The following is a 23,153-nucleotide window of genomic DNA, read 5'->3' as shown; positions in this document are numbered from 1 at the left end:
CCGCGCCGACGGCCTTCTTCAGCGGCCCTCTTCAGCGGTCTCCTTCAGCGGTCTCCTTCAGCGGTCTTCTTCCGTCGCAGCTCAGCGGCCCAGCGCGGGCGGCGGCGCGCGACGCGAGGCTTGCGTCGCGCGCGGTCGCGACCTACACCGGCCACCTCGAAAGCGAGGTTGTCGATGTTGCGGACCGAATGGGTGAGCAAGCGCGCCGGGAGCCCGAACCAGAGCCAGATGCACTTCGCGAGGAAGGGCGTCATCACGGAGGAGATGGAGTACGTCGCCCGCCGTGAGAAGCTCGCGCCCGAGCTCATCCGAAGCGAGGTCGCGCGCGGCCGGATGATCATCCCTGCCAACAAGAACCACCTGAACCTCGAGCCGATGTGCATCGGCATCGCGTCGCTCTGCAAGGTGAACGCGAACATCGGCAGCAGCCAGACCACGAGCGACGTGAACGGCGAGCTCGAGAAGCTGCGCTACGCCATCAAGTACGGCGCCGACACGGTGATGGATCTGTCGACCGGCGGCGACATCGACGGCATCCGCCGAGCCATCATCGCCGACTCGCCGGTGCCGATCGGGACGGTGCCGATCTACCAGGCGCTCGAGGCGTGCAAGGGCACGGCCAAGATGACCGCCGACGACCTCATCGACATGCTCGAGCACCAGGCGAAGCAGGGCGTCGATTACTTCACCATCCACGCGGGCGTGCTGCTCGAGCACCTGCCGCTCGTGAAGGGCCGGATCACGGGCATCGTCTCGCGCGGCGGCTCGATCATGGCGCAGTGGATGATCGAGCACCACAAGCAGAACCCGTTCTACACCCACTGGGACAAGGTGCTCGAGATCTGCGCCAGGTACGACGTCACGATCTCGGCGGGCGACGGCCTGCGCCCCGGCTGCCTCCACGACGCGAGCGACGCGGCGCAGTTCGCCGAGCTGAAGACGCTCGGCGAGCTGACGAAGCGCGCGTGGGAGAAGGACGTGCAGGTGATGATCGAGGGCCCGGGGCACGTGCCGTTCGATCAGATCGCGATGAACGTGCAGAAGGAGATGGAGCTCTGCCACGAGGCGCCGTTCTACGTGCTCGGCCCGCTGGTCACCGATTTCGCGCCCGGCTACGACCACATCACGAGCTGCATCGGCGCGACGATGGCCGGCTTCGCGGGGGCCGCGATGCTCTGCTACGTGACGCCGAAGGAGCACCTCGGCCTGCCGAACGCCGAGGACGTCAAGCAGGGCCTCATCGCCTACAAGATCGCCGCCCACGCGGCGGACGTGGCGCGCAAGCGCCCGGGCGCGCGCGACCGGGACGATGCGCTGAGCCGCGCCCGCTACGCGTTCGACTGGAAGCAGCAGTTCGCGCTCGCGCTCGATCCGGAGACGGCGCAGGCGATGCACGACGAGACGCTCCCGCAGGAGTACTTCAAGACCGCGGAGTTCTGCTCGATGTGCGGGCCGAAGTACTGCTCGATGCACATCAACCGCGTCGTCGACGAGTACAACGCGCGGCTGGAGCGGCAGGAGCCCGAGAACGCGCCCACGAAGCGGTCGCTCTCGCTCATTGATCAACCGTGAACACGGGGCAACCGTGAACACCGGGCAACCGTGAACACGGGGCAACCGTGAACACCGCTGCGCTCGCGGCCCTCGCGGTCGTCCTCGCCGCCCCGCTCGCGTGCCGCCGCGAGAGCGCCACCTCCGCGTCGTCGTCGCCCCCGTCGTCGGCCGCTGCGCCGCCCGCGGCCTCCGCGGCGCCGCGCCCCCCGAGCCCTCGCCTGACCGATCCGCGCTGGCGTCGCGCCGCCGGCGACGACCCGCTGGAGCTCGCCCGGCTCGCCGAGGCCGAGGGCGCGTCCGGCCTGCTGGCCGCCCTGGAGGACGGCGGCGACATCGCCCACGCCGCCCTGCGCGCCCTGCCGTACGCCGACGACGCCGACCTGGCGCTCGGGCCGCTCGCAGAGCGCGCCCGCGCCGCGCCCGTTCCGTCGCTCCCGCCGCTGCTCGACGCGCTCCTCGGGGTCGCCGGCCGCCCGCCGCGCCCGCGCGAGCCGCTCGACCCGGACGGGGCGCGCGCCGCGGCGGCGGTCCTCCTCGATCTGTCGGGCCGGCGCGACCTCCCGGCCGAGCAGCGCGCCGTCGCGATCTCCGCGGCGCGCGCGCTCGCGGAGAGGGGGCTCGTCGACCCGCGCCGGATCCCTGCGGATCTCGATCCGGAGCTCCCCGGCGCGGGCGCCGGCGGCGGTCAGGCGCCACGGCCGTGACGCCCGCCGCCGACCGTCGTGGGCGCGCGGCCGTCCTGCGCGGCGCCAGCGCCTCCTCGCGCCGCCGCGCTTTGGGCCCGTCGAGGTCCAATTTGGTACCTTCCCCCCCGTGACGACGCCGTACACCTCCGAGGCCTTCCTCCACCAGCTCCTCGGCAAGGCGCTTGCCGCCCACGCCAGCGACATCCACCTCAAGGTCGGTCAGCCGCCGGGCGCGCGGGTGCGCGGCGACATGGTCTACTTCCGCGTCGACCGGATCCGACCCGAGGACAGCGAGGCCGCCGCGCGGGTGCTGCTGGCCGGGCGCCCGTCGCGCGAGCTGCTCGCCACGCTCCAGGAGCTCGACACCTCGTACGTCGTCCCGGGCCTCGGCCGTTTCCGGGTCAACATCTACCGCCAGCGCGGCTCGCTCGCGATCATCCTGCGCAGCATCCCGCTCAAGATCCCCACCTTCGAGGAGCTCGGCGTCCCCGCGTCGGTGCGCGCCATGGTGGAGCACGACCACGGCCTCTTCGTCGTCGCGGGCACGGCCGGCAGCGGCAAGAGCACGACGCTCGCCGCCTTCGTCGGGCAGATCAACGCGACCCTGCCGCGCCACATCGTCACGCTCGAGGATCCGATCGAGCACGTGCACGAGGACAGCCGCTCCAGCGTGAGCCAGCGCGAGATCGGCGTCGACACCGCCGATTTCCCGACCGCGCTGCGCTCGGCGCTGCGGCAGGACCCGGACGTCGTGCTCCTCAGCGCGCTGCGCGACAGCGAGTCGCTCGATCTCGCGCTCCACGCGGCCGAGACGGGGCACCTCGTGCTCGCGGCCGTGCACACGCCCGACGTCGCGCGCACGCTCGGCCGGCTGCTCGCGCTCGGCAGGAGCCAGAGCGAGGTCCGCGACCGGCTGGCCGACTGCCTCCAGGGCGTCGTCGCGCAGCGCCTGCTCCCGCGCCGCGACGGCGCGGGGGAGGTCCTCGCCTGCGAGGTGCTCGTCGCGACCCCCGCGGTGCGCGAGGCGATCCGCCGCCCGGAGGGGAGCCCGTCGCTGCGCGAGCTGATGGAGAAGGGCGTGACGCCCTACGGGATGCAGACGTTCGAGGCCCACCTGCGGCAGCTCGTGGGCCAGGGGGCGATCGCCAAGGAGACCGCGAAGGCGGTGACCACGCCGTAGCGCCGCCTGGAGCGGGCCCGGCAGCGCCGGAGCCGCCCGGCAGCGCCGGAGCCGCCCGGCAGCGCCGGAACCGGCCCGCCGCGAGGGTCGCTTGCGGCGGCGCCCCAAGCGCGGGTATGAGCGAGCCCATGCTCGACGGGATCGAACGGGAATCGGCGGACAACAAGGATGGGCGTTGTGAGCCGGGCGGGCGCGCCGCGGCGGCGGGCGCGGTCCGCCACGACTGGACCGTCGAGCAGGCCAAGGCCCTGCACGATCTGCCCCTCTTCGAGCTGATCGACCGCGCGCGCTCGGTCCACCGCGCGTTCCACGGCGAGCACGAGGTGCAGCTCTGCACCCTGCTCAGCGTCAAGACGGGCGGCTGCCCCGAGGACTGCGCCTACTGCCCGCAGTCGAGCCACTACGAGACGGAGGTCGGGCCGGAGCGCATGCTCGACGTCCCCGCCGTCCTCGCGGCCGCCGAGCGAGCCCGCGCCGGCGGCTCGACCCGGTTCTGCATGGGCGCGGCCTGGCGCGAGGTGAAGGACGGCCCGGCCTTCGAGCGCGTCCTCGACATGGTGCGCGGCGTGAAGGCGCTCGGCCTCGAGGCGTGCTGCACCCTCGGCATGCTCACCGACGACCAGGCCCGCCGCCTGAAGGAGGCCGGCCTCGACGCGTACAACCACAACCTCGACACGTCGCGGAAGGCCTACAAGTCCATCATCTCCACGCGCACGTACGACGAGCGGCTCGTCACCCTGCGCAACGTCCGGCGGGCCGGCATCACGGTCTGCTCGGGCGGGATCATCGGCATGGGCGAGTCGATCGCCGACCGCTGCGAGATGCTCGTCGAGCTCGCGCGCCTCGACCCCCACCCGGAGAGCGTGCCGATCAACGCCCTCGTTCGCTCGCCCGGCACGCCGCTCGAGAGCCTGCCGCCCGTCGACCCGATCGAGTTCGTCCGGATGATCGCGGTCGCCCGGCTCATGATGCCGCGCGCGATGGTGCGCCTGTCGGCCGGCAGGACGGAGCTGTCGCGCGAGGCGCAGCTCCTCTGCATGTACGCGGGGGCGAACTCGATCTTCTACGGGGACAAGCTGCTCACCACGCCGAACCCGGGCCCGGACGAGGACCGCGCGCTCATCGAGAAGGCGGGGCTCCAGCCGATGGCGCCTGCCGCGGCCCCTCCCGCCCGCTAGCCGCCTTCCCGTCGCCCGCGCCGTCGAGCAGCGCGCGCTCCGCGCCGCGCGCCGCGACGTGCACCGTCCGCGTCGGGTACGCGAGCCTCGTCCCGGCCGCGCCGATGATCTCCAGGAACGTGATCAGCACCTCCTGCCGGATCGCCCGGAAGTGGCCGAAATCGGTCGTCTGGAACCAGGCCATGATCTCGACGTCGTACGACGCGGGGCCGATGCCGATGAAGCGCACGACGACGTCGTCGGGCCAGATGAGCGGGTGCTCCCGCAGCGCGCGCTCGATCCCCTCGAGCACGGCGCGCAGCTGCGCGGGCGTCGTCTCGTACACGAGGGCCAGCACGCACGAGAGGCGCATCCTGTCGCGGGCCGTGTACGACTCGATCTGGAGATCGGCCAGCTTGCCGTTCGGGATCGTGACCAGCGTCCGGTCGAGCGTGCGGATCCGCGTCGAGCGGAGCCCGATCGTCTCGACGGTGCCGAGGAGCGCGTCGACCTTCACGAAGTCGCCGACCTGGAGGGCGCGGTCGACGCCGATGGAGACCGAGCCGAACAGGTTCTCCACCGTCTTCTGCGCGGCGAGGGCGAGCGCGACGCCGCCGATGCCGAGGCCGGCGATGAGGCTCGCCACCGGGTAGCCGAGCTCCGACAGCACGGCGATCACGCCGATGATCAGGATCGCGACCTTCGCGATCTTGCCCATGAGCGGCACGAGCGAGCGCGCCGCGGGGTTGTCGCGCGTCGCCGGGGCGGCGAGCAGGCGCCCGCCGACGGCGTCGATCGCGCGGAGGACGAACCAGAAGACCGCGATGAACAGGCCGGCGCTCAGCACCGTGCCGAGGAACTCCTCGGCCGGCACGTAGAGCCCGAGCCACGGCAGCGCGGCCTCGATCGCGAACAGCGCCACCGCGAACGTGAGCGGGCCGCGCGCGCCCTCGAGGAGCACGTCGTCGAGCGTGGACTCCGTCCGGGCGACGAGCCGGCGGAGCCCGGCGCGGATGAAGTAGCTGAGCAACGCGCCGACGAGCCACCCGGCGAGCGCGAGGACGGGCAGCGCGAGCCACTGCCACCAGAGCAGCTCGCGCGGGCCCGGGCGCAGCAGCGCCGGCGGCAGGTGGTCGCGGAGCCAGCGGTCTTCAAGGCGGGCGTACCAGTCGTCGACGCGGTCCACCGTGGCGCGCGAGAAGATCCACCTCACCCCGTCGGGCGTCGTGCGCCGCACGAGCCGCACCGGCTGGGTCCCCGTCCGGGTCGGGATCTTGCCGAGCTGCTCCACCCCGGCGCCGAGGTTGTCCTGCGTGTCCCCCTGCGGGTGCGGCGAGAGGTTCTCCACGTCGAGCCAGATGTGCCGATCGAGCACCGCTTTGAGCTTCTGCGCGAGCGCCGCGCCGTCCGCCCTCGGCGGCAGGTCGAGGAACCGCGCGGCCGCGGCGTAGTCGCCCGCGCGCGAGAGCTCGAAGAACTCGCGCATCGACGCGCGCGGCGAGTCGGGCGCGACCGGCGCCGCGTCCGGATCCTCGCCGACCTCGGCGCTCGCCGGCGGCGGCGTCGGCGCGGGGGCGGGAGGGGCCAGCTCCCCGGCGCGCGCGCCCAGGAGGAGGCACCCGGAGACGAGCGCGAAGGCGAGCGCGGCGCGGAGCCACCACATCACCGGTGGCCAGGAGCCGCGCCGTTTCGGCGAGTCGGGAGGATCGGTCCAGCGCATGGGCCCCTCCTATTCCATCGCGCGGCGCCTCTGTCGACCGGGCGGCGCTGTGCGATCGGCGCCGCGCCGCCCGGTCGACAGAGGCGCGCGGCGTGCGCCAGGTGCGAACGCCCGCGCGCAGCTACGTCGCTGGGGCGGGCGGCTCGCTCGGCGCCGCCGCGGTCGCGAGCGCCGCGAGCGCGCCGCCGTAGCGCGCGAGCCGGCGCGCGCCGAGCCCAGGGATGCGCGCGATCGCGGCGGCGACCGCCGCGTCGCCGGCGTGGCCCGCCGCGAGCGCGATCTCCACGAGATCCTGCGCGCAGTGCCCGGGCAGCACCACCTGCTCGTCCACCTTCCGCGCCCTCGCCTCGGCCCTGCGCCACGCGGAGATCCGGGTCTCCATCGCGCGCCGGACGGCGAGCTCCCTGCGCGTCGGCCGGGCCTGCAGGAAGAGCGCGCGCTCCTCCTCCGGCACGTCGCCGTCGCTGCGCCCCTGCTCGATCGCGCGGAGCCACGCCGCGACGCACGCCGCCGCCCGGCCGGCGGCGGCCCCGCGCACCGCGCGCACGTCGTCGGCCCGGGCCGGCCGCCGCTGCGCGAGCTCGACGAGCACCTCGCTCCCGACGATCTTGAAGGAAGGCACGTCCGCCTCCTCGGCGGCCGCCTCGCGCGCCGCCACGAGGCGCCGCAGGATCGCCCGGCCCACCGGGTCGAGCGCCTGGGCTCCCTTGATGCGCGCGTAGGCGGGCCGCGGATCGCGCGGCGGCCCGAGCGCGGTCGCGAGCTTGTAGGCGCACTCCTCCGCGATCTCGTCCTCGATCCCGAGCGCCCGGGCGCGCTCGCCGAGCCGCGCGTCGAGCGCGAGCAGGTGGAGCACGTCGTCGGCCAGGTAGCGCAGCTCGGCGCCCTCGATGGGCCGGCGCCCCCAGTCGTGCTGCTGGAGCTGCTTGTCGATCGTCACGCCGAGCTCCGCCTGGAGGAGCGAGGCGAGCCCGGTCGCCGCGCAGCCCAGCAGGCGGGCGGCGACCGACGTGTCGCGCGCCCCGGCGAGCGGCGCCCCCGCCTCGGCGAGCATGCGCGCGTCGAAGGTGAGGTCGTGGAGCACCTTGGGCGGCCCCGCGGCCCCGAGGAGCGGCGCGAGCGGCGCGACCGGCGCGCGGAGCGCGTCGACGACCGCGACAGCGATGCCGTCCCCCTCGCGGAAGGCGAGCTGGACGGTGCAGAGCCGCGGCCGGTAGGCGAACAGCCCGTTGGCCTCGACGTCGACCGCGAGCGCGTCCGCGCGCGCGGCGCGCTCGACGACCCGGGCGAGGTCGTCCCCGCGCTCGACGAGGGTGAAGGAGCCCTGGCTCAGCGGCGCCTCTCCCGGCCCGCCCGCGCGGCCGCGCCGCGCCGCGCCCGCACGGCCGCGCCGACGAGCGCGAGCGCGGCGAGGCCGAGCCCGGCGCCGCGCCCGCCCCGCGACGGGGCCGCGGCGCAGCCGCCGTCCTCCTCCCGGTCGGGCTGATCGGCCGCGCACAGCGCCGAGAAGCCGTGCCGCGGCGTCGGATCGCAGTCCTCGACCGGCTCCCCGGGCGGGTACACAGCGCAGATCCCGTCGCGGTCGTCCTCGTCGAGGTCGCGGAGCATGGTGGTCTCCGGCCGGTAATCGGCGAACATCGTCGCGGAGACGTCGGTCGAGTGCGACAGCCCGAGGAAGTGGCCAACCTCGTGGGTCGCGATGCTCAGGAGGTCGAACGACACCTCGTCGTCGCCGAGCGAGAGCTTCACGTCCGACGAGTTGATCTCCATGTCGGCGTCGTAGATGTCGCCGGTCTTCAGGTTGTAGGTGACGGTCGTGAGCGCGAGGGTGTTCCCGCCCCCCGCGTACGGCCAGTCGCCGTCCCGGAACGTGATGATGTTCGCGTTCCCCTTGCCCTGGTTGTACTCGTGCGCGTCGCACGCGATCGGGCCCAGGTAGACGACCTCCATGCGCGGGGTCTGCCCGCCGCCGCAATCGGTCTGCGTCCACGTCGCGAACGCCTGCTCGAAGATCGCCTCGGTCTCGGCGAGCGACACCTGGTCCGAGGCGTCCTCCTGGATGGAGTAGCTGACGCACGGCGACGGCCAGGCGAGGGGGATGCCGCAGTCGTTCGGCTGGGCCGGCGCGCAGACGGCCGCGGTCGACTTCGTCTCGGGACAGACGCTCGTGCGGCAGTAGGCGAGGGCGGGGGAGGGCCGGGCGAGCGCCGCGGCCCCGATCGCGAAGGCGGCCGCGAGGACGGCGGCGGCGCGGGCGCTCCGCGCGGCGAGCGCGGGGCTATTTCTGGGCATGGCTCGCCTTCCAGGCGCGGCTCACGACGTCGCACGCCGCGTCGAGCGTCGCGCCGACGAGCTGCTCGCGCGCCGAGATCGCGGGGCCTGTCCGGGGCAGGACGGTCCCTGTGTCGGGGCTCGCGGTCAGCCGCCGCACGGCGACCCGCGGCGCCCTGGCCCGGCCGGTCACCGTCGCCGGCTCCTCGCCGTCGACGACGGGGTAGTGGCCCTGGGCCATCCCGGAGACGACCAGGGCGCCTCCCGCCCTCGAGACGAAGAGCATCGCCTGCGCGCCGATCCTGAGCTGCGCGTCGCCCGACACCTGCTGTCCGACGTCGCCGACGACGCCCCCGAGCGTCCTCACCCAGATCTCGCCGTCGGGCTGCCCCGCGACGGGGCGGTCGACCGACAGGCGGGTATACGTGACGATCCTTCGCGCGCCGCCGAGCTCTTCCCACTGGCTGCGCTGCTCGGTCGCTGTCGCGACGACGACGAACGCGGCGCGGGAGACGAGCTCTTCGAGCGAGAGCTGGACGGCGACGGCCGCCTGGGCCGATCGCGGGCCGGCGAGGAGCGCGCCGGCGCTCACGTCGGCTGCCGGGGCGGAGCCGACGTTGGGCGTGAGGGTGAGCGCGGGTGGCAGTGCGAGGACGAGGGCTATGCAAGCGGCTCTGGGACGCATCGGCCCGGAAGATACCATGCGGCCGCGCGCGGCGCGCGTGGCGAGCACGGCGCAGGACATGGTCGATGTCCTGGACCCTGTGTCCCGGTCCGACTAGCAGATCGTCTGGGTCGAGACCCCGAGGAGCCTGCGATGACGAGCGATGCGTTGACGATCGGCAAGCACACGTTCACTTCCCGCCTGTTCGTCGGGACGGGCAAGTACAAGGACCTGGATGAGACCCGCCGCGCGCTCGCGGCGTCCGGCGCGGAGGTGGTCACGGTGGCCCTCCGCCGGGTCAACCTGAAGGAGCGGGGCGAGGGGTCGATGATGTCGCTGCTCCAGCAGGGGCGCTTCACGATCCTGCCGAACACCGCGGGTTGCTACACGGTCGAGGACGCGGTCCGCACCTGCCGGCTGGCGCGCGAGCTCGGGCTGTCCGATCTCGTGAAGCTCGAGGTCATCGGCGACGAACGGACGCTGTTCCCGGACAACGAGGCGACGCTGGAGGCGGCGCGGATCCTGGTGAAGGAGGGCTTCACCGTGCTCCCTTATTGCATGGACGACCCGATCGTCTGCCGTAAGCTGGAGGACATCGGGTGCGCCGCCGTGATGCCGCTCGCGGCGCCGATCGGCAGCGGGCTCGGCATCCGGAACCCGTACAACCTGATGATCATCCGGGAGACCGCCAAGGTCCCGGTGATCGTCGACGCGGGCGTCGGGACGGCGAGCGACGCCGCGGTGGCCATGGAGCTCGGGTGTGATGGGGTGTTGATGAACACGGCCATCGCGGGCGCGCGCGACCCCATCCTGATGGCGCGGGCGATGAAGGATGCCGTGAGCGCCGGTCGCATGGCGTACCTCGCCGGGCGAATGCCGAAGAAGCTCTATGCGACGGCGTCGTCGCCGGAGCAGGGCAAGATCTCCGCGCTGTAGCGGGCACGCCGACGACCTCGCGCCGGACGTACGAAGTCAAACAATCGGCGCGCCGGCGTCATGGTACGCTCACGTCCCTGCGTTCAAATGACACGGAACGCTCATCGCACGGTCGGACCCTCCGTCGTGGCGGGCCGTGCGCGCTGGCAACGGCCGCGGCGACCTGACGGTCCGCTCAGGAGAATATGAGCAAGCCCAACGTCTGCATGGTCGTGAACAACCTCGAGGTCGGCGGGCTCGAGAAGGTGGTGCTGAGCCTCCTCGACCGGCTCGGCGACCACGGGTTCGACCTCTCGCTGATCTGCCTGGACGGGGAGGGGCGGCTCTTCCCGGAGGTGAAGCTCCCCCGATCGCGGTGCCTGGTGATCACCAAGGATCTCCGGCCGGTGCTCCCCGGGTTGAAGAGCGACCCCGAGGCGCTGCTCTGGATCCGGCGCTTCTTTCACCAGCGAGGGGTGGATATCGTCCACGTCCACAACCGCGCTCCGCTCATCTTCGCCGGCATGGCGTCGCGCCTGCTGCGGAATCGGCCGGTGGTCGTCTACTCGGAGCACAACCAGATCAACCGGGCGAAGGGCTTCGATCGGCGCAAGTTCGGCTATTATGCGTACCTCGCCGACGAGATGATCGCTGTCTCGCACGACCTGAGGCGCATCCTCGTCGACGACGTGAACGTCCGCGCGCCGGTCCGCGTCATCCACAACGGCATCGACGGCACGCGCTTCACCCGCGCCCTGCACAGCGGCGCCCGCGGGCGCATCCGCGCGGAGCTCGGCATCGGCGAGCAGGATTTCGTGTTCGGGTGCGCGGTCGTGCACATCGAGCAGAAGGGGCTCCGCTACCTCATCGAGGCGGCGCCCGAGGTGCTGCGGCGCGCGCCCGAGGCGCGCTTCGTCGTCGCGGGCGACGGCCCGCTCCGCGGGGAGCTGCAGCAGCGCGCGCAGGCCGCCGGGCTCGGCGACAGGATGATCTTTCCGGGCTATCGCTCGGACGTCCCCGAGCTCATCTCGGCGTTCGACGCCTACGTGCTCCCGTCGCTCTGGGAGGGGCTGCCGCTCGCGCTGCTCGAGGCGCTCGCGCTCGGCAAGCCGATCGTTGCGAGCCGCGTCGGCGGCGTCCCCGAGATCGTGGAGCACGGCGTGGACGGGTTCCTCGTCCCGCCGAAGGACCCGGGCGCGCTCGGCGAGCACCTCGCGCGCGCCGCGCGCGACGCGGAGCTCCGCGAGCGGGCGCGCACGCGGAGCCCGGTGAAGTTCGCCGAGCAGTTCAGCGTTGAGGCGATGGTCGACGCGCACGTGCGCCTGTTCGACGAGCTCATCGCCCGGCGGCGCGGGGTCGACGCCCAGCCGAGGCCGCGCGCGCAGCCGGCCGCTGCGGAGGCCGAGCCCGCGCGCCCTCCGGCGAGCGCTCCGGCCGCCGCGGAGTGAGCGTGACCACGAGCAACCGGCGGGTCGACCAGACAGGAGGAGCTTTGCGGCGGATGCGTGTATTGCTTATCACGAAGATCTTCCCTAACGCGGTGCACCCCGACGAGGCGCCGTACAATCGCCGGCAGTTCGCCGCGCTGTCGCGTTACTGCGACGTCCGGGTGCTCGCGACGATCCCGTGGTTCCCCGGCATGGGGCGGCTCTCGAAGTGGCCTGTCGGCTCCAGCGCCCCGCGCGAGGAGGTCATCGACGGCCTGCCGGTCCGGCACCCGCGCTATCTCTACGTGCCGCGGGTCGCGCCGGCCCTGAACGGCCCGCTCTATGCGGCGTCGATGCTCCCCGAGGTCATCGGGCGCGGCCCCTCGCCCGACGTGATCGTCGGCGCATTCGCCTACCCGGACGGCTTCGCGGCGGTCTGCCTGGGGCGGCTGCTCGGGGTGCCGGCGGTGATCAAGGTCCACGGCTCGGACATCGACGTGATCCCGCGGGACAGGCGGCTGCGCCGCCCGCTGAGCTGGGGGCTGACGCGCGCGGCCCGGGTCGTCGCGGTGAGCCGCAAGCTCGCGGACGGCGTCGCGGCGCTCGGCGTCCCGCGCGATCGCATCGACGTGGTCATGAACGGCGTCGACGTCTCGCTGTTCCGGCCGCGGAGCCGCGCCGAGGCGCGCGCGGCGCTCGGCCGTTCCCCGGGATCGAAGCTCTTGCTCTTCGTCGGCCTGCTGGGCCGCGACAAGGGCGTCCTCGATCTGGTCGAGGCGTTCGAGCGGCTCGCGCGCGTGCACCCCGATCTCGAGCTCACGCTCGTCGGCAGCGGCGCCGAGGAGCAGGCGTGCCGCGCGGCCGCGGCCCGGCTGGGCGGCCGGCTGACGGTGACCGGCTACCTCCCGCACGATCAGGTGTCGCTGTGGCTCGGGGCGTGCGACGCCCTCGTGCTGCCGAGCCTGCACGAGGGGACGCCCAACGTCGTGCTGGAGGCGCTCGCCTCGGGGCGCCGCGTCGTGGCGACGACCGTGGGCGGCATCCCCGACATCCTGCACAGCCCCGAGCTCGGCGAGCTCATCCCTCCCGGCGACACGGACGCCCTGGCGGACGCGCTGCTGCGCGCCGCGCGGCACGAGTACGACCCGGAGCGGGTCGCGGAGCTCGCGGGCGGGCGCGACTGGGACGACAGCGCGCGCGCCCTTCACGACACGCTGCTGCGGGTCGTCCGCGACGCGCGCCGGCAGGGCGCGGGCGGCCAGGAGCTCGGCGCCGCGACCTTCAGCACCCCGCCCCCGAAGAGCGGCCGCGAGAACGGCGCTGCCCGGACGGGCGTGACGCTGGGCTAGCCGCGCCCCCGGCGGGCGCGGCGTCCCCTTGACGCTCGCGCCCGTTCATCGGCGAATGTCCCCCGTGCTCACCGGCTTCCGCGCGGCCCTGGGCCCGCTCGTGCTCCTCGCCGCCGTCGCGCGGGCTCCTTACCAGTGCGCGAGCGAGGTCGACCCGGATCGCCGCACCTACGAGGACCCGAGCGAGGCCCTCTACGACCTGGCCGAGCGCTTCGAGGCGCGCGGCGATCGCGCCGCCCAGCGCGACACGCTGCGCTTCCTCATCGAGCGCTACCCCTCCAGCCGGTTCGCGCACATGGCCCGGGAGGACCTCGAGGCGCTCGGCGACGCCGGCGCCCCTGGCCGCTAGCGCGGAGCTCGCCCCATGCTGATCCCGACGCTCACCCTGATCACCCAGACGGCGGACGTCCCCGAGCCGGTCCTGCGCGCGCGCCTGTCGGCCTACGGCGCCCTGCCGCCGGAGGCCCGCGCGCGCGTTGCGGTGCAGCTCCGCGACCCCGAGCTCTCCGGCGCCGCGCTCCACGCGCTCGGCCGGCGGCTTCGCGACGCGACCGCCGCGCTCGGCGCCTCGCTCGTCGTCAACGACCGCCTCGACCTCGCGCTCCTCCTGCGCGCGGACGGCGTGCACCTCGGCCGCCGCTCGGTCGCGGTGGCCGACGCGCGCGCCCTGCTCGGCCCCGGTTTCTTCGTCTCGGTCGCGTGCCACAGCGTGGACGAGGTGCTGCGCGCGGCCGAGGCCGGCGCCGACGCCGCCGTGCTCTCGCCGATCTTCGCGACGCCCGGCAAGGGCCCGCCGCTCGGCCTCCCGGCGCTCGGCGAGGCGCGGGCCCGCCTCGCCGCGGCGCCGCGCGGCGTCGCCCTCATCGCGCTCGGCGGCGTGGACGCCGCCTCGGCGCCGCGCTGCCTCGCCGCGGGCGCGGACGGCGTGGCCGCCATCCGCGCCGACTTCGGCGGCGCGCTGCCCGCGATCGCGGGCTGACCGGCGCCGCGCCGCCCTAGCGCGCCCAGAGGTCGGCGAGCGGCAGCTCGATCGCCTCGAACGGCTCGGCCTGCACGGCCGCATCGCCCTCGTAGGTCTCGAGCAGCCACCACCGGCCGTCGTCGAGCCGGTACACCTCGAGCGTCTGCGCGAGCGGGTTGACAAGCCAGGCGTGGCGGATCCCTTCGCGCCGGTAGATCCGCATCTTCTTGCCGCGATCGATGCGCTCGGTGCGCGGGGAGATCACCTCGCACACCCAGTCGGGCGCGACGTCGTAGTGCGCGGGCGCGTCCTCGGGCCCGAGCGCGTCGGGCATGCGCTCGCGGCGCCAGCCCGCGAGATCGGGGACGACCTTGTCCGGCCCCGGGCCGAGGTGGAGCTCGGGCTCGACGAGGATGACCCAGCCCCCGGGCTCACCCGGATCGTCGTCGAACGGCCCGAGCCGACGGTTGAGCCGTGACGCCGCCCGCGTGTGCGGCCGCGCCGGCCGTGGGAGCGTGTGCAGCTCCCCGTCGAGGATCTCGGCGACCATCTCCTCCGGCACGGCCTGGAACGCCGCCTCCACGTCGGGCGCGTTGCGTGGGAACAGCGGGTGCTGCGCGCTCATGACCAGGAGGCTAGCACCCAGCGCCCCGCCCACGCGCCTCCTCCTGCCCGCGGGCCTCCTCGGGCCCCCAAGCGCCTCCCTCGACGCTGGCAACCCATCTTGCTACTAGGCCGGGCCATGTCGTCCGACGCCTCCTCGAAGAACCCGACCGACGGCCCGCTCGAGCCCCTGTTCGACAAGGTGCCGACCGAGCTGAACTTCCCCGCCGACGAGGCGAAGATCCTCGCCTTCTGGAAGCAGCGCCGCATCTTCGAGAAGACCCTCCGCGCCGAGACCCGCGCCACCGGCCCGTCGAAGGGCACGTTCGTCTTCTACGAGGGCCCGCCGACCGCCAACGGCATGCCGCACAACGGCCACGTGCTCACGCGCGCGGTCAAGGACGTCTTCCCCCGCTACAAGACGATGCGCGGCTACGACGTCCCGCGGAAGGCCGGCTGGGACACGCACGGCCTGCCGGTCGAGGTCGAGGTCGAGAAGGAGCTGCGCATCCACGGCAAGGCCGACATCGAGCGCTACGGCGTCGAGCCGTTCATCTCGCGCTGCGTCGACTCCGTCTTCCGGTACACCGAGGCGTGGGAGAGCCTGACCGACAAGATCGGCTTCTGGGTCGACCTCGACAGCGCCTACGTCACCTACCACAGGAGCTACGTCGAGAGCGTCTGGTGGGCGCTGTCGCAGCTCCACAAGAAGGGGCTCCTCTACCGCGGGCACCGCGTCTGCTGGTGGTGGCCGCAGGGCGGCACGGCGCTCAGCGCGGCCGAGGTCGGCTCGAACTACAAGACCGTCGACGACCCCAGCGTGTTCGTCGCGTTCCCGCTCGTGGACGAGCCGGACACGGCGCTCTGCGCGTGGACGACGACCCCGTGGACCCTGCCCTCGAACGGCTACGCCGCGGTCCGGCCCGAGTTCGACTACGTCGTCGTCGACGCGGGCGGGGCGGCGCCGGCGGCCGGCAAGCTCATCGTCGCCGCGGCGCTGCGCGAGGAGCTCGCGAAGAAGTTCAAGCGCGACCTGCCCGTGCTCCGCGAGCTCAAGGGCAGCGACCTCATCGGCAAGCGCTACCGCCCGCCGTTCGACAGCTTCTCGAGGTCGCTCGAAGGCGCCGTCGCGCGCCGCAAGGACGGCAAGGAAGAGCCGCTCTACTGGGTCGTCCTCGGCGCGGACTTCGTCACGCTCGACTCCGGCACGGGCATCGTCCACATCGCGCCCGCGTTCGGCGAGGACGACTTCAACGCGCACAAGCGGCGCGTCGCCGAGCTCGTCGAGACGAGCGCCGGCGGCGAGGTCCCGATGCTCTGCGCGGTGCGGCCGGACGGCACGTTCGAGCCCGGGCTCACGCCGTTCTCGGGGATGTGGGTGAAGGACGCCGACCCGCTGATCATCAAGGATCTCGGGGCCCGCGGGCTGCTCGTCCACGAGGAGAAGTACCGCCACGAGTACCCGTTCTGCTGGCGCGCGGACGACGACCCGCTGATCCAGCTCGCGCGGCCGGCCTGGTACATCCGGACGCGGGACAACATCGAGAAGGCGATCGCGAACAACCGCGCCATCCACTGGCTCCCGTCGCACATCCAGGAGGGCCGGTTCGGCGACTTCCTCGCGAACAACGTCGACTGGGCGCTCTCGCGCGAGCGGTACTGGGGGACGCCGCTCAACGTCTGGATCTGCAAGAACGACGACGAGCACCAGCTCGCCCCCGCGTCCGTCGCCGAGATCGAGGCGCTCAACCCGCGCGCCTTCGACCACTTCCACGAGGCGAAGAAGGCGGACCCCGGCCTGAACGACCACCTCATCGTCCACAAGCCCTGGATCGACCGGGTGACGTTCCCCTGTCCCACGTGCGGCGGCGAGATGCGGCGCGTGACCGAGGTCATCGACGCGTGGTTCGACAGCGGGAGCATGCCGTTCGCGCAGTGGGGTTACCCGCACGCGCCCGGCTCGAAGGAGCTGTTCGACCGCGCGTTCCCGGCCGACTTCATCAGCGAGGCGATCGACCAGACGCGCGGCTGGTTCTACTCGCTCCTGATGGTCTCGACGCTCGTCTTCGACGAGGCGACGCAGGAGAAGCTCGGGCTGTCGCGCGCCCGGAGCTACCCGCACCCGTACCAGACGTGCGTCGTGCTCGGGCACGTCTGCGACCGCGAGGGCAAGAAGGAGAGCAAGTCGAAGGGCAACTACACGCCGCCCGAGGTCATCCTGGAGCGCGTCCGGATGGAGTTCGCGGCAGTGAAGGCCGGGGATGTCGGAGGGGACCGCGAAGGCGGATCCCCGACCAAGTGGAAGGGCGCGCAGCCGAAGGACGGCGTGGCGCTCATCGCGCGCGAGGACTACGAGGGGCTCGACCTGACGGGCGACGCCGCGAAGGTGCGGATGTACCGCGCCGATCGCGCGGGGCAGCCGGTCGCGATGGAGCTCCGGCCGCAGAAGGGCATGCCGCGGCGGATCGTCGCGCTCTCGGACGCGGATCTCGACCGGCTGGGCCTCTCGCCCGGCGAGAAGGCCGCCTCGGTGATGCCGAACGACGTGCCCAGGCTGCCGCAGGAGCAGCGCGTGTACATCGAGGACCCGGCGACGCCGGCGCCCGGGGCCGACGCGTTCCGCTGGTTCTTCTACGCGTCCTCCCCGCCGTGGACGAACACGCGCCACTCGCTCACGAACGTGCGCGCGTACCAGAAGGAGTTCGCGGTCAAGCTCCGCAACGTCTACTCGTTCTTCACCATCTACGCGAACATCGACGGCTTCTCGCCCGCCGAGGGCAACCCGGACGCGAGGGGCACGTCGCCCGAGGCGCTCGCGGCGAGCGCCGGCTACCGGCCGGCGAAGGAGCGGTCGCTGCTCGACCGGTGGATCCTCTCGGAGCTCGCGCTGGCGACGCGGGAGGTGACGGCGCACCTCGACGAGTACCGGCTGTACGAGTCGGCGCAGCGGCTCGTCGACCTCGTGGATGCGCTGTCGAACTGGTACGTCCGCCGGAGCCGCGCGCGCTTCTGGGCCCCCTCGGCGTCGGATCCGCTGGAGATCTCCGCGGGCGCCGTGCGCGCGGCGCAGGACAAGCGCGACGCGTACTTCACGCTGTACGAGGTGCTCGTCGCGATCGCGAAGCTCTCTGCGCCGTTCACGCCGTTCCTCGCCGAGGCGATGTACCAGAACCTCGTGCGGCGGCCGTGGCCCGCGTCGCAGCCGGAGAGCGTGCACCTCGTGGCCTTCCCCGAGGCCGACGCGGCCGCGATCGACGAGCCGCTCGCGATCGAGATGCGCGCGGTGCGCGAGCTCGTGTCGCTGGGCCTGCAGGTGCGCACGGCGAACAAGCTCAAGGTGCGGCAGCCGCTCTCGCGCGCGGACATCGTGCTGTCGCAGCAGGGGCTTTCGGCGGCGCTCGCCGAGCACGTGCCGCTCATCGCCGAGGAGCTCAACGTCCACGAGGTGCGCTTCCTCAGGCCCGGCGAGGAGGGGGGCGCGGTCCGTTACGTGCTCAAGCCGAACTTCCGCGCCCTCGGGCCGAAGCTCGGCAAGAAGGTGCAGCTCGCGAAGCAGGTCCTCGCGAAGGCGGACGCCGCGGCGCTGCGGGCGGCGCTCGCGACCGAGGGCAAGATCGCGATCGCGCTCGACGGCGAGCAGGTCGAGCTCGGCCCCGAGGAGATCGACGTCGCGGTGGAGGCGGGCGAGGGGTTCGCGGCGGCCGGCGGCCGCGCTGGTGTCGTCGTGCTGCACACGGCGCTCACGGACGCGCTCCGCGACGAGGGGCTCGGCCGGGAGATCCTCTCGCGCGTGCAGGGGCTGCGCAAGGAGCTCGACCTCGGCTTCACCGAGCGGATCCGGCTCGCGCTCGACGGCAGCGAGCGGGCCCGCAAGGTCGCCGAGGCGTCGCGCGAGCTCCTGATGCAGGAGGCGCTCGCGGCCGAGCTCGTGCTCGGCGGGGCGCCCGCCGCGTGGGGCCAGGCCGAGCGGCGCGAGCTCAGCGTCGACGGCGAGGCGCTCGCCATCGCGCTCGCGCGCACGGCGTGACGGCGTCGGGGGGGAGCCATGATCACCAGGATCTGCGCCCGTAACTTTCGCAGCATCGGAGAGCGGATCGAGCTCGATCTCGGGGCGATGACGGTCCTCGTGGGGCCGAACGCCTCGGGCAAGAGCAACATCGCGGACGTGCTGCGGTTCCTCGCCGAGTGCGCGTCCGCGCCGCTGCCTCTCGCCATCCGCGCGCGGGGCGGGTTCCGGGCGTTGCAGCACGGGGGGCCGTGGGAGCCTCGCGAGGTGACGATCGAGGTCTGTGTCGAGCGCGAGGAGGGCAGGGGCACCTGGGGGCTCACGCTCCGGGGTGACGAGGGCGATGCCGCGCGCGTGGCGCGCGAGCACGGCGCCTGGTTCGCGGGACCGGCGCCTGACGCTGCATCACAGCGGCACCTGCTGGACCTCCTCGGTCGAGCCGACCGGATGCCGACCGAAGCGGAGATCAAGGCAGCGGCCGGCGAAGCCACCTACGCCTTTTCGAGCGACGGCGCGGTGGTGGTCTCGAACTCGCCGGCTGTCCCCATGGCGCTCTTGTGGGACCGCACCCCGATCCTCCCGATGATGCACGGAGGGCCATTCGCTCCCATCGCGGAAGAGCTGAGGCGCGTCGCGATTCACGCGCTGTTTCCGAGCTTTCTGCGCGAGCCGCAGCACCCCGACCCTTCCAGGCCGATGAGCACGTGGGGGGACAACTGGGCCTCCACGCTGGAGTCGCTGTCGGCCGACAGCGGGGGCAGCGAGCTCGTCGCAGCGCTCGGTCGCCTCGCGGCCGACATCGACGGGTACCGGGTGGTGCATGCCGGCGGCTTCCTGGTGCCGGAGTTCCGGCATGGCCTCGACGCGCGGGGGCGCGAGCGCTGGCTCGGGGCGGCCCAGGAGTCGGATGGAACGCTGCGGGCGGCGGCGATGCTCACCGCGCTGTTTCAAGAGCCCGCGCCGGCGCTGCTCGGCTTCGAGGAGCCGGAGCTCGGCGTGCATCCGGGCGCGATCCCGCTGCTCTTCGACTTCCTGAAGGAAGCGACGACCCGCAGTCAGATCCTGCTCACGACGCACAGCCCGGATCTGCTGGACCTGGTGCCCATCGATGACGTCCGCGTGGTGGAGCGGCGCAGCGGCGCCACCACCGTCGCGCGCGTCGAGGAGCGGCAGCGAGAGCTCGTGCGCAAGCGGCTGATGTCGACGAGCGACCTTCTCCACGCTGAAGGCCTCCGCCCCGAGGGATCTGCGAGCGATGAATAAGGCCTACCTGGTCGTCGAGGGCCACGGTGAGGTCGAGGCGGCGAGGAACCTGGTCACGCGGCTCTGGGCCGACCTCGGGCTGCCGCATGCGATCTGGGGCGCGCCGAAGCGCGGCAAGGGGCTCAACACCCGCGCTGGCGTGCTGCAAGCCTGCGAGCTCCTGCGCAGCGAGCGCGACTGCGCCATGGCGCTGCTGCTCCGCGACGAGGACGACGGATGCCCGGCCACGGCGGGGCCCGAGACCGCGGCGTGGGTCGCTGCCGCGCGCCTGCCCTTTCCCGCCGCCGTGGTGCTGGCGCACCGCGAGTTCGAGGCGTGGTTCCTGCCGTGCATCCACCTCATGGCGGGATGCGAGATCCGGCCCGGCGTGCGCATCGTCGAGGGCGCGACCTGCCCGGCGAACCCCGAGGGCATACGCGATGTGAAGGGGTGGCTCTCGAAGCACTTCCCACCGGGCAAGGCCTACAAGCCCACGCTCGACCAGCTCAGGCTCACCCAGCGGATCGACTTCAGCGTGCTGCGCGCGTCGCAGGCGAGGTCGTTCCGCACGCTCGAGGACGCGCTGCGGTTCCTCGCGGCGCCGGGATCGCTCCGGGTCTACCCGCCACCGCGCCCGTAGCGCGCGTCCGTCGGCGCGTCGCCGCGACTTCGTACCGGGCCTTACCATCGTGCGAGCGCGGCCGCCTTGCTGCGCGAGGGCGGCGCTCGTGCTGCAAGGATCTTGTTGCGGCCACCTCGGACGAGGCGTTCGATGATCGTCGTCGGGTGGGGTGCATCGGAGATCCTCAGAACGGTGCCGGAGGCCGCGTCGTGGCGCCCCGAGATGGGTGGCTGGCGGTCCTGAGGCCGGTCCCTCTCGGCGGCGAGAGCGCGGCGGTGTCCGCCGCTGCGCCTGCAGAGCCTCTCCCGCTTCGGCTGGATGTGCTCGTCGCACGGCGCGCTGTCCCTGGCGGCGTGTCCGCTGTCCCTGGCGGCGTGTCCGCTGTCCCTGACGGCGTGTCCGCTGTCCCTGACGGCGTGTCCGCTGTCCCTGACGGCGTGTCCGCTGTCCCTGACGGCGTGTCCGCTGTCCCTGACGGCGTGTCCGCTGTCCCTCGCGGCCTCCCCCCTGTCCCTGGCGCGCTGCGCAACCTGCCCCGAGAGCGAAGCGCCATGTCCCGGGGGGCCGTTCGGCTGTCCCTGGCGGCCTCCCCGCTGTCCCTGGCGGCCTCTCCGCTGTCCCTGGCGGCCTCTCCGCTGTCCCTGGCGGCCTCTCCGCTGTCCCCGGAGCACGATCCGGCCGCCCCGGACGGCGGCCCCGCGGCGCGGGAAAGGGGATGGATGTCCTCGAGGCGAGGCGCCGTGCCGCGATGATCACCCACGTCTATGTCAGCAACTACGGCAGCATCGGGGCCGGCATCGAGCTCACGCTCGGGGCGCTGACCGCGCTCGTCGGCCCGCCCGGCGCGGGGAAGGGCTGCCTCCTCGACGCCGTGCGGTTCCTCGCCGAGTGCGCGAACGGCGCGCTCGACCAGGCCGCGGCCAGCCGGCGCGGCGGCGCGCTGCAGCGGCCCCGCGGCGACGGCGCGCTCACGACCCTCGGCGTCGCGGTCTCCAGGACCGAGGGCCACGGGTTCTGGCTCGTCCAGCTCGAGCCGGGGGGCCGCGACGGCGAGATCCGCGTCAAGAGCGAGACCGCCGCGTGGTGGCAGCGCAGCGCGCTCACGCGGCTCGTGAAGCCCGGCCTGCGCGACGTGTTCGACGCGGGCAGCGACCCGCCCGAGGTGTCGTTCGACCGGCTGAAGGGCAGCCCCAAGGGGTTCTCGCGCAAGGACAAGGGGCGCAGCGGAACGCTCGCCTACCGCGGCGTCGCGCCGATCGCCGTGAGCGGCGCCAGGCTCGTCCTGCCGCTGCTCTCCGACGGGCCGCTCACCCCGATGCTCGACGAGCTGCGCCGGGCCGTCCTCTACTCCCTCGCGCCGCGCACCCTCCGCGCGCCCCAGAAGCTCAGCGCCTCGCGGCGCCTCCGCGCGAGCGGCGACAACTGGGGCTCCGTCCTCCGCGCGCACGAGAAAGAGCGATGGAAGGACGACTTCCTCGCCGCGCTGTCGCAGGTGCTCGGCGACGTCGACGGCGCCCGCGCGATCTCGTCCGGCGGGCTCCTCGTCCCGGAGCTGCGCCACGGCACGGACGCCGACGGGCGCGAGCGCTGGCGGTCCGCCGCCGACGAGCCGGACGCCACGCTGCGGCTCGCCGCCATGGTCACGGCGCTCTCGCAGGAGCCGCCGCTCGTGCTCGCCGGCATCGAGCACCCCGACGCGGGCGTCGAGCGCAGCGCGCTGCCGGTGCTCCTCGAGTACCTGCGCGGCGCCTCCGCCCAGCGCCACATCCTGCTCACGACGGAGAACCCCGCGCTGCTCGACTTCCTGCCGCTCGAGGCCGTCCACGCGGTGGAGCTCCGCGACGGCTCGACCACCGCGTCGCCCCTCGACGAGGCGCGGCGGCGCGCCCTGCGGGAGCAGCTCTCCGCCCCGGAGAGCCAGCGCGCCCGGGCCGCGCGCGCCGACCATGGCCCCGGTGCGCCCTGAGCCGCCGCGCGAGGCGTTACAACGCGCGCCGCTACGACGCGAGCCGCTCGGCGCCCGGCGCGAGCGGCGAGGCGTCGTACCGCGCGAGCAGGTCCTCCGGATCGCGGTAGATCGCCGCGCACCCGGCCTCGAGGAGCTCCATCTCGGGGAAGCCGCCGCAGAGCAGCCCCACCATCACGATGCCGAGCTTCGCCGCGGCCTCGGCGTCGGACGGCGCGTCGCCCACGATCGCGACCTCGCGCGGATCGATGCAGCCCAGCCGGTCGAGCGCCGCCTCGAAGAGATCCGGGTGCGGCTTCGACCGGTCCGCGTCGTCGGCCGACACGGTCCACGAGACAAGGTCGCCCACCCCGGCGAGCGCGACGCTCGCCCCGAGCTCGCCGCGCGGCGTCGACGACGCGAGGACGATCCGGCGCCCGTCGCGCGCGACGCGCTCGAGCAGCGCGCGCACCCCCGGGAAGGCGCGCGCGCCGGGGAGCAGCTCGCGCCCGTAGAGCTCGTCGTGCAGCGACGCGACGCCAGCGCCGATCCAGCCGAGCTCCTCGGGCGAAAGGAACACCGGCAAGAGCTCGTCCGCGCCCTTGCCGGTCTGGCGCCGCAGCCGCTCCCGCGGGATCTCCCGGCCGAACCGGCGGAAGGCGAGCTGCCAGGCCGTCGCGTGCAGATCGACCGTGTCGAGGAGCGTCCCGTCGACATCGAAAATGACGGCGCTGACGCTGGCCATGGCGCGACACGTGGTGCGGGGCGGAATGCACCGCCATCGGAGGGGCCCCGACGGCCAGCGTTCGCAGCCGCGCCCGCCGCGCGGGCGCGAGCGGCGCTCGGCCGGA

The 23,153-nt window shown here is 73.6% G+C and carries 19 protein-coding genes; 13 read left to right on the top strand and 6 right to left on the bottom strand.

From position 1 onward, the window contains the following. The first annotated feature begins 177 nt into the window (after positions 1–177). The 4 genes from thiC to bioB all read left to right on the top strand — a co-directional run bounded on the left by thiC (position 178) and on the right by bioB (position 4,598). Positions 178–1,572, top strand: coding sequence for a phosphomethylpyrimidine synthase ThiC (gene thiC, locus WMF24_RS22470; RefSeq protein WP_437738838.1), 1,395 nt, complete (start codon positions 178–180; stop codon positions 1,570–1,572). A 47-nt stretch (positions 1,573–1,619) separates the two neighbouring features. Further along, positions 1,620–2,258, top strand: a complete 639-nt coding sequence (locus WMF24_RS22465; protein WP_437738481.1) for a thiamine biosynthesis protein — start codon at positions 1,620–1,622, stop codon at positions 2,256–2,258. Between the two features lie 109 nt (positions 2,259–2,367). Then, the gene (locus WMF24_RS22460; RefSeq protein ID WP_437738480.1) at positions 2,368–3,420 is read left to right on the top strand and encodes a type IV pilus twitching motility protein PilT; all 1,053 of its coding nucleotides are present in this window, start codon (positions 2,368–2,370) and stop codon (positions 3,418–3,420) included. 128 nt (positions 3,421–3,548) lie between these two features. Then, positions 3,549–4,598, top strand: coding sequence for a biotin synthase BioB (gene bioB, locus WMF24_RS22455; protein WP_437738479.1), 1,050 nt, complete (start codon positions 3,549–3,551; stop codon positions 4,596–4,598). On the opposite strand, the gene WMF24_RS22450 is transcribed toward bioB, so the two are convergent. The 4 genes from WMF24_RS22450 to WMF24_RS22435 all read right to left on the bottom strand — a co-directional run bounded on the left by WMF24_RS22450 (position 4,540) and on the right by WMF24_RS22435 (position 9,253). Continuing rightward, positions 4,540–6,297, bottom strand: a complete 1,758-nt coding sequence (locus WMF24_RS22450; RefSeq protein WP_437738478.1) for a mechanosensitive ion channel family protein — start codon at positions 6,295–6,297, stop codon at positions 4,540–4,542. The two genes, bioB and WMF24_RS22450, sit on opposite strands and share 59 nt — an antisense overlap. 121 nt (positions 6,298–6,418) lie before the next feature. Continuing rightward, complete coding sequence (locus WMF24_RS22445; RefSeq protein WP_437738837.1) at positions 6,419–7,630, bottom strand: HRDC domain-containing protein; 1,212 nt, start codon at positions 7,628–7,630, stop codon at positions 6,419–6,421. Beyond that, positions 7,627–8,589 carry a matrixin family metalloprotease gene (locus WMF24_RS22440; RefSeq protein ID WP_437738477.1) on the bottom strand — a complete coding sequence of 321 codons (963 nt, stop codon included), beginning with the start codon at positions 8,587–8,589 and terminating at the stop codon, positions 7,627–7,629. The genes WMF24_RS22445 and WMF24_RS22440 overlap by 4 nt, the downstream gene beginning before the upstream one ends. Beyond that, the gene (locus tag WMF24_RS22435) at positions 8,576–9,253 is read right to left on the bottom strand and encodes a hypothetical protein (RefSeq protein WP_437738476.1); all 678 of its coding nucleotides are present in this window, start codon (positions 9,251–9,253) and stop codon (positions 8,576–8,578) included. Before WMF24_RS22435 ends, WMF24_RS22440 begins: the two co-directional genes overlap by 14 nt. A 132-nt stretch (positions 9,254–9,385) precedes the next feature. Between WMF24_RS22435 and WMF24_RS22430 the strand changes: the two genes are divergently transcribed. The 5 genes from WMF24_RS22430 (at position 9,386) to WMF24_RS22410 (ending at position 13,902) form a co-directional block, all read left to right on the top strand. Then, positions 9,386–10,168, top strand: coding sequence for a thiazole synthase (locus WMF24_RS22430; protein WP_437738475.1), 783 nt, complete (start codon positions 9,386–9,388; stop codon positions 10,166–10,168). A gap of 185 nt (positions 10,169–10,353) precedes the next feature. Next, on the top strand, positions 10,354–11,595 hold the full coding sequence (locus WMF24_RS22425) for a glycosyltransferase (RefSeq protein WP_437738474.1): 1,242 nt from the start codon (positions 10,354–10,356) through the stop codon (positions 11,593–11,595). 53 nt (positions 11,596–11,648) lie between these two features. Further along, entirely contained in the window at positions 11,649–12,923 is a 1,275-nt protein-coding gene (locus WMF24_RS22420) for a glycosyltransferase family 4 protein (protein WP_437738473.1), read from the top strand. Positions 12,924–12,978: 55 nt separating this feature from the next. Further along, positions 12,979–13,272: a tetratricopeptide repeat protein gene (locus WMF24_RS22415; protein ID WP_437738472.1), complete on the top strand. Its 294-nt coding sequence runs from the start codon at positions 12,979–12,981 to the stop codon at positions 13,270–13,272. 15 nt (positions 13,273–13,287) lie between these two features. Continuing rightward, positions 13,288–13,902, top strand: coding sequence for a thiamine phosphate synthase (locus tag WMF24_RS22410; protein WP_437738471.1), 615 nt, complete (start codon positions 13,288–13,290; stop codon positions 13,900–13,902). Positions 13,903–13,918: 16 nt separating this feature from the next. Here the strand turns inward: WMF24_RS22410 and WMF24_RS22405 are convergent, their stop codons facing one another. Beyond that, positions 13,919–14,509 carry a Uma2 family endonuclease gene (locus tag WMF24_RS22405; RefSeq protein ID WP_437738470.1) on the bottom strand — a complete coding sequence of 197 codons (591 nt, stop codon included), beginning with the start codon at positions 14,507–14,509 and terminating at the stop codon, positions 13,919–13,921. A gap of 117 nt (positions 14,510–14,626) precedes the next feature. Here WMF24_RS22405 and ileS point away from each other — a divergent pair, with 117 nt between their 5' ends. From ileS to WMF24_RS22385, 4 genes are all read left to right on the top strand, one after another. Continuing rightward, positions 14,627–18,514, top strand: a complete 3,888-nt coding sequence (gene ileS, locus WMF24_RS22400; RefSeq protein WP_437738469.1) for an isoleucine--tRNA ligase — start codon at positions 14,627–14,629, stop codon at positions 18,512–18,514. 18 nt (positions 18,515–18,532) lie between these two features. After that, complete coding sequence (locus WMF24_RS22395; protein ID WP_437738468.1) at positions 18,533–19,756, top strand: AAA family ATPase; 1,224 nt, start codon at positions 18,533–18,535, stop codon at positions 19,754–19,756. Next, positions 19,749–20,375: a DUF4276 family protein gene (locus WMF24_RS22390; protein WP_437738467.1), complete on the top strand. Its 627-nt coding sequence runs from the start codon at positions 19,749–19,751 to the stop codon at positions 20,373–20,375. The genes WMF24_RS22395 and WMF24_RS22390 overlap by 8 nt, the downstream gene beginning before the upstream one ends. 730 nt (positions 20,376–21,105) lie before the next feature. Continuing rightward, positions 21,106–22,323, top strand: coding sequence for an AAA family ATPase (locus tag WMF24_RS22385; protein ID WP_437738466.1), 1,218 nt, complete (start codon positions 21,106–21,108; stop codon positions 22,321–22,323). 31 nt (positions 22,324–22,354) lie between these two features. On the opposite strand, the gene WMF24_RS22380 is transcribed toward WMF24_RS22385, so the two are convergent. Then, on the bottom strand, positions 22,355–23,047 hold the full coding sequence (locus tag WMF24_RS22380) for an HAD family hydrolase (protein ID WP_437738465.1): 693 nt from the start codon (positions 23,045–23,047) through the stop codon (positions 22,355–22,357). Positions 23,048–23,153: the final 106 nt, after the last annotated feature.

The organism is Sorangium sp. So ce1335, assembly GCF_051521615.1.
Classification (GTDB): Bacteria; Myxococcota_A; Polyangia; order Polyangiales; family Polyangiaceae; genus Sorangium.
This window is presented reverse-complemented; position numbering and strand designations above follow the sequence as displayed.

What these genes read in the sequence shown, in the direction of transcription:
- bioB (WP_437738479.1), top strand. Translation starts at nt 3,549, where the DNA reads ATGCTCGACGGGATCGAACGGGAATCGGCGGACAACAAGGATGGGCGT.
- WMF24_RS22450 (WP_437738478.1), bottom strand. Translation starts at nt 6,297, where the DNA reads ATGCGCTGGACCGATCCTCCCGACTCGCCGAAACGGCGCGGCTCCTGG.
- WMF24_RS22440 (WP_437738477.1), bottom strand. Translation starts at nt 8,589, where the DNA reads ATGCCCAGAAATAGCCCCGCGCTCGCCGCGCGGAGCGCCCGCGCCGCC.
- WMF24_RS22435 (WP_437738476.1), bottom strand. Translation starts at nt 9,253, where the DNA reads ATGCGTCCCAGAGCCGCTTGCATAGCCCTCGTCCTCGCACTGCCACCC.
- WMF24_RS22430 (WP_437738475.1), top strand. Translation starts at nt 9,386, where the DNA reads ATGACGAGCGATGCGTTGACGATCGGCAAGCACACGTTCACTTCCCGC.
- WMF24_RS22425 (WP_437738474.1), top strand. Translation starts at nt 10,354, where the DNA reads ATGAGCAAGCCCAACGTCTGCATGGTCGTGAACAACCTCGAGGTCGGC.
- WMF24_RS22420 (WP_437738473.1), top strand. Translation starts at nt 11,649, where the DNA reads ATGCGTGTATTGCTTATCACGAAGATCTTCCCTAACGCGGTGCACCCC.
- WMF24_RS22415 (WP_437738472.1), top strand. Translation starts at nt 12,979, where the DNA reads ATGTCCCCCGTGCTCACCGGCTTCCGCGCGGCCCTGGGCCCGCTCGTG.
- WMF24_RS22410 (WP_437738471.1), top strand. Translation starts at nt 13,288, where the DNA reads ATGCTGATCCCGACGCTCACCCTGATCACCCAGACGGCGGACGTCCCC.
- WMF24_RS22405 (WP_437738470.1), bottom strand. Translation starts at nt 14,509, where the DNA reads ATGAGCGCGCAGCACCCGCTGTTCCCACGCAACGCGCCCGACGTGGAG.
- ileS (WP_437738469.1), top strand. Translation starts at nt 14,627, where the DNA reads ATGTCGTCCGACGCCTCCTCGAAGAACCCGACCGACGGCCCGCTCGAG.
- WMF24_RS22395 (WP_437738468.1), top strand. Translation starts at nt 18,533, where the DNA reads ATGATCACCAGGATCTGCGCCCGTAACTTTCGCAGCATCGGAGAGCGG.
- WMF24_RS22390 (WP_437738467.1), top strand. Translation starts at nt 19,749, where the DNA reads ATGAATAAGGCCTACCTGGTCGTCGAGGGCCACGGTGAGGTCGAGGCG.
- WMF24_RS22385 (WP_437738466.1), top strand. Translation starts at nt 21,106, where the DNA reads ATGATCACCCACGTCTATGTCAGCAACTACGGCAGCATCGGGGCCGGC.
- WMF24_RS22380 (WP_437738465.1), bottom strand. Translation starts at nt 23,047, where the DNA reads ATGGCCAGCGTCAGCGCCGTCATTTTCGATGTCGACGGGACGCTCCTC.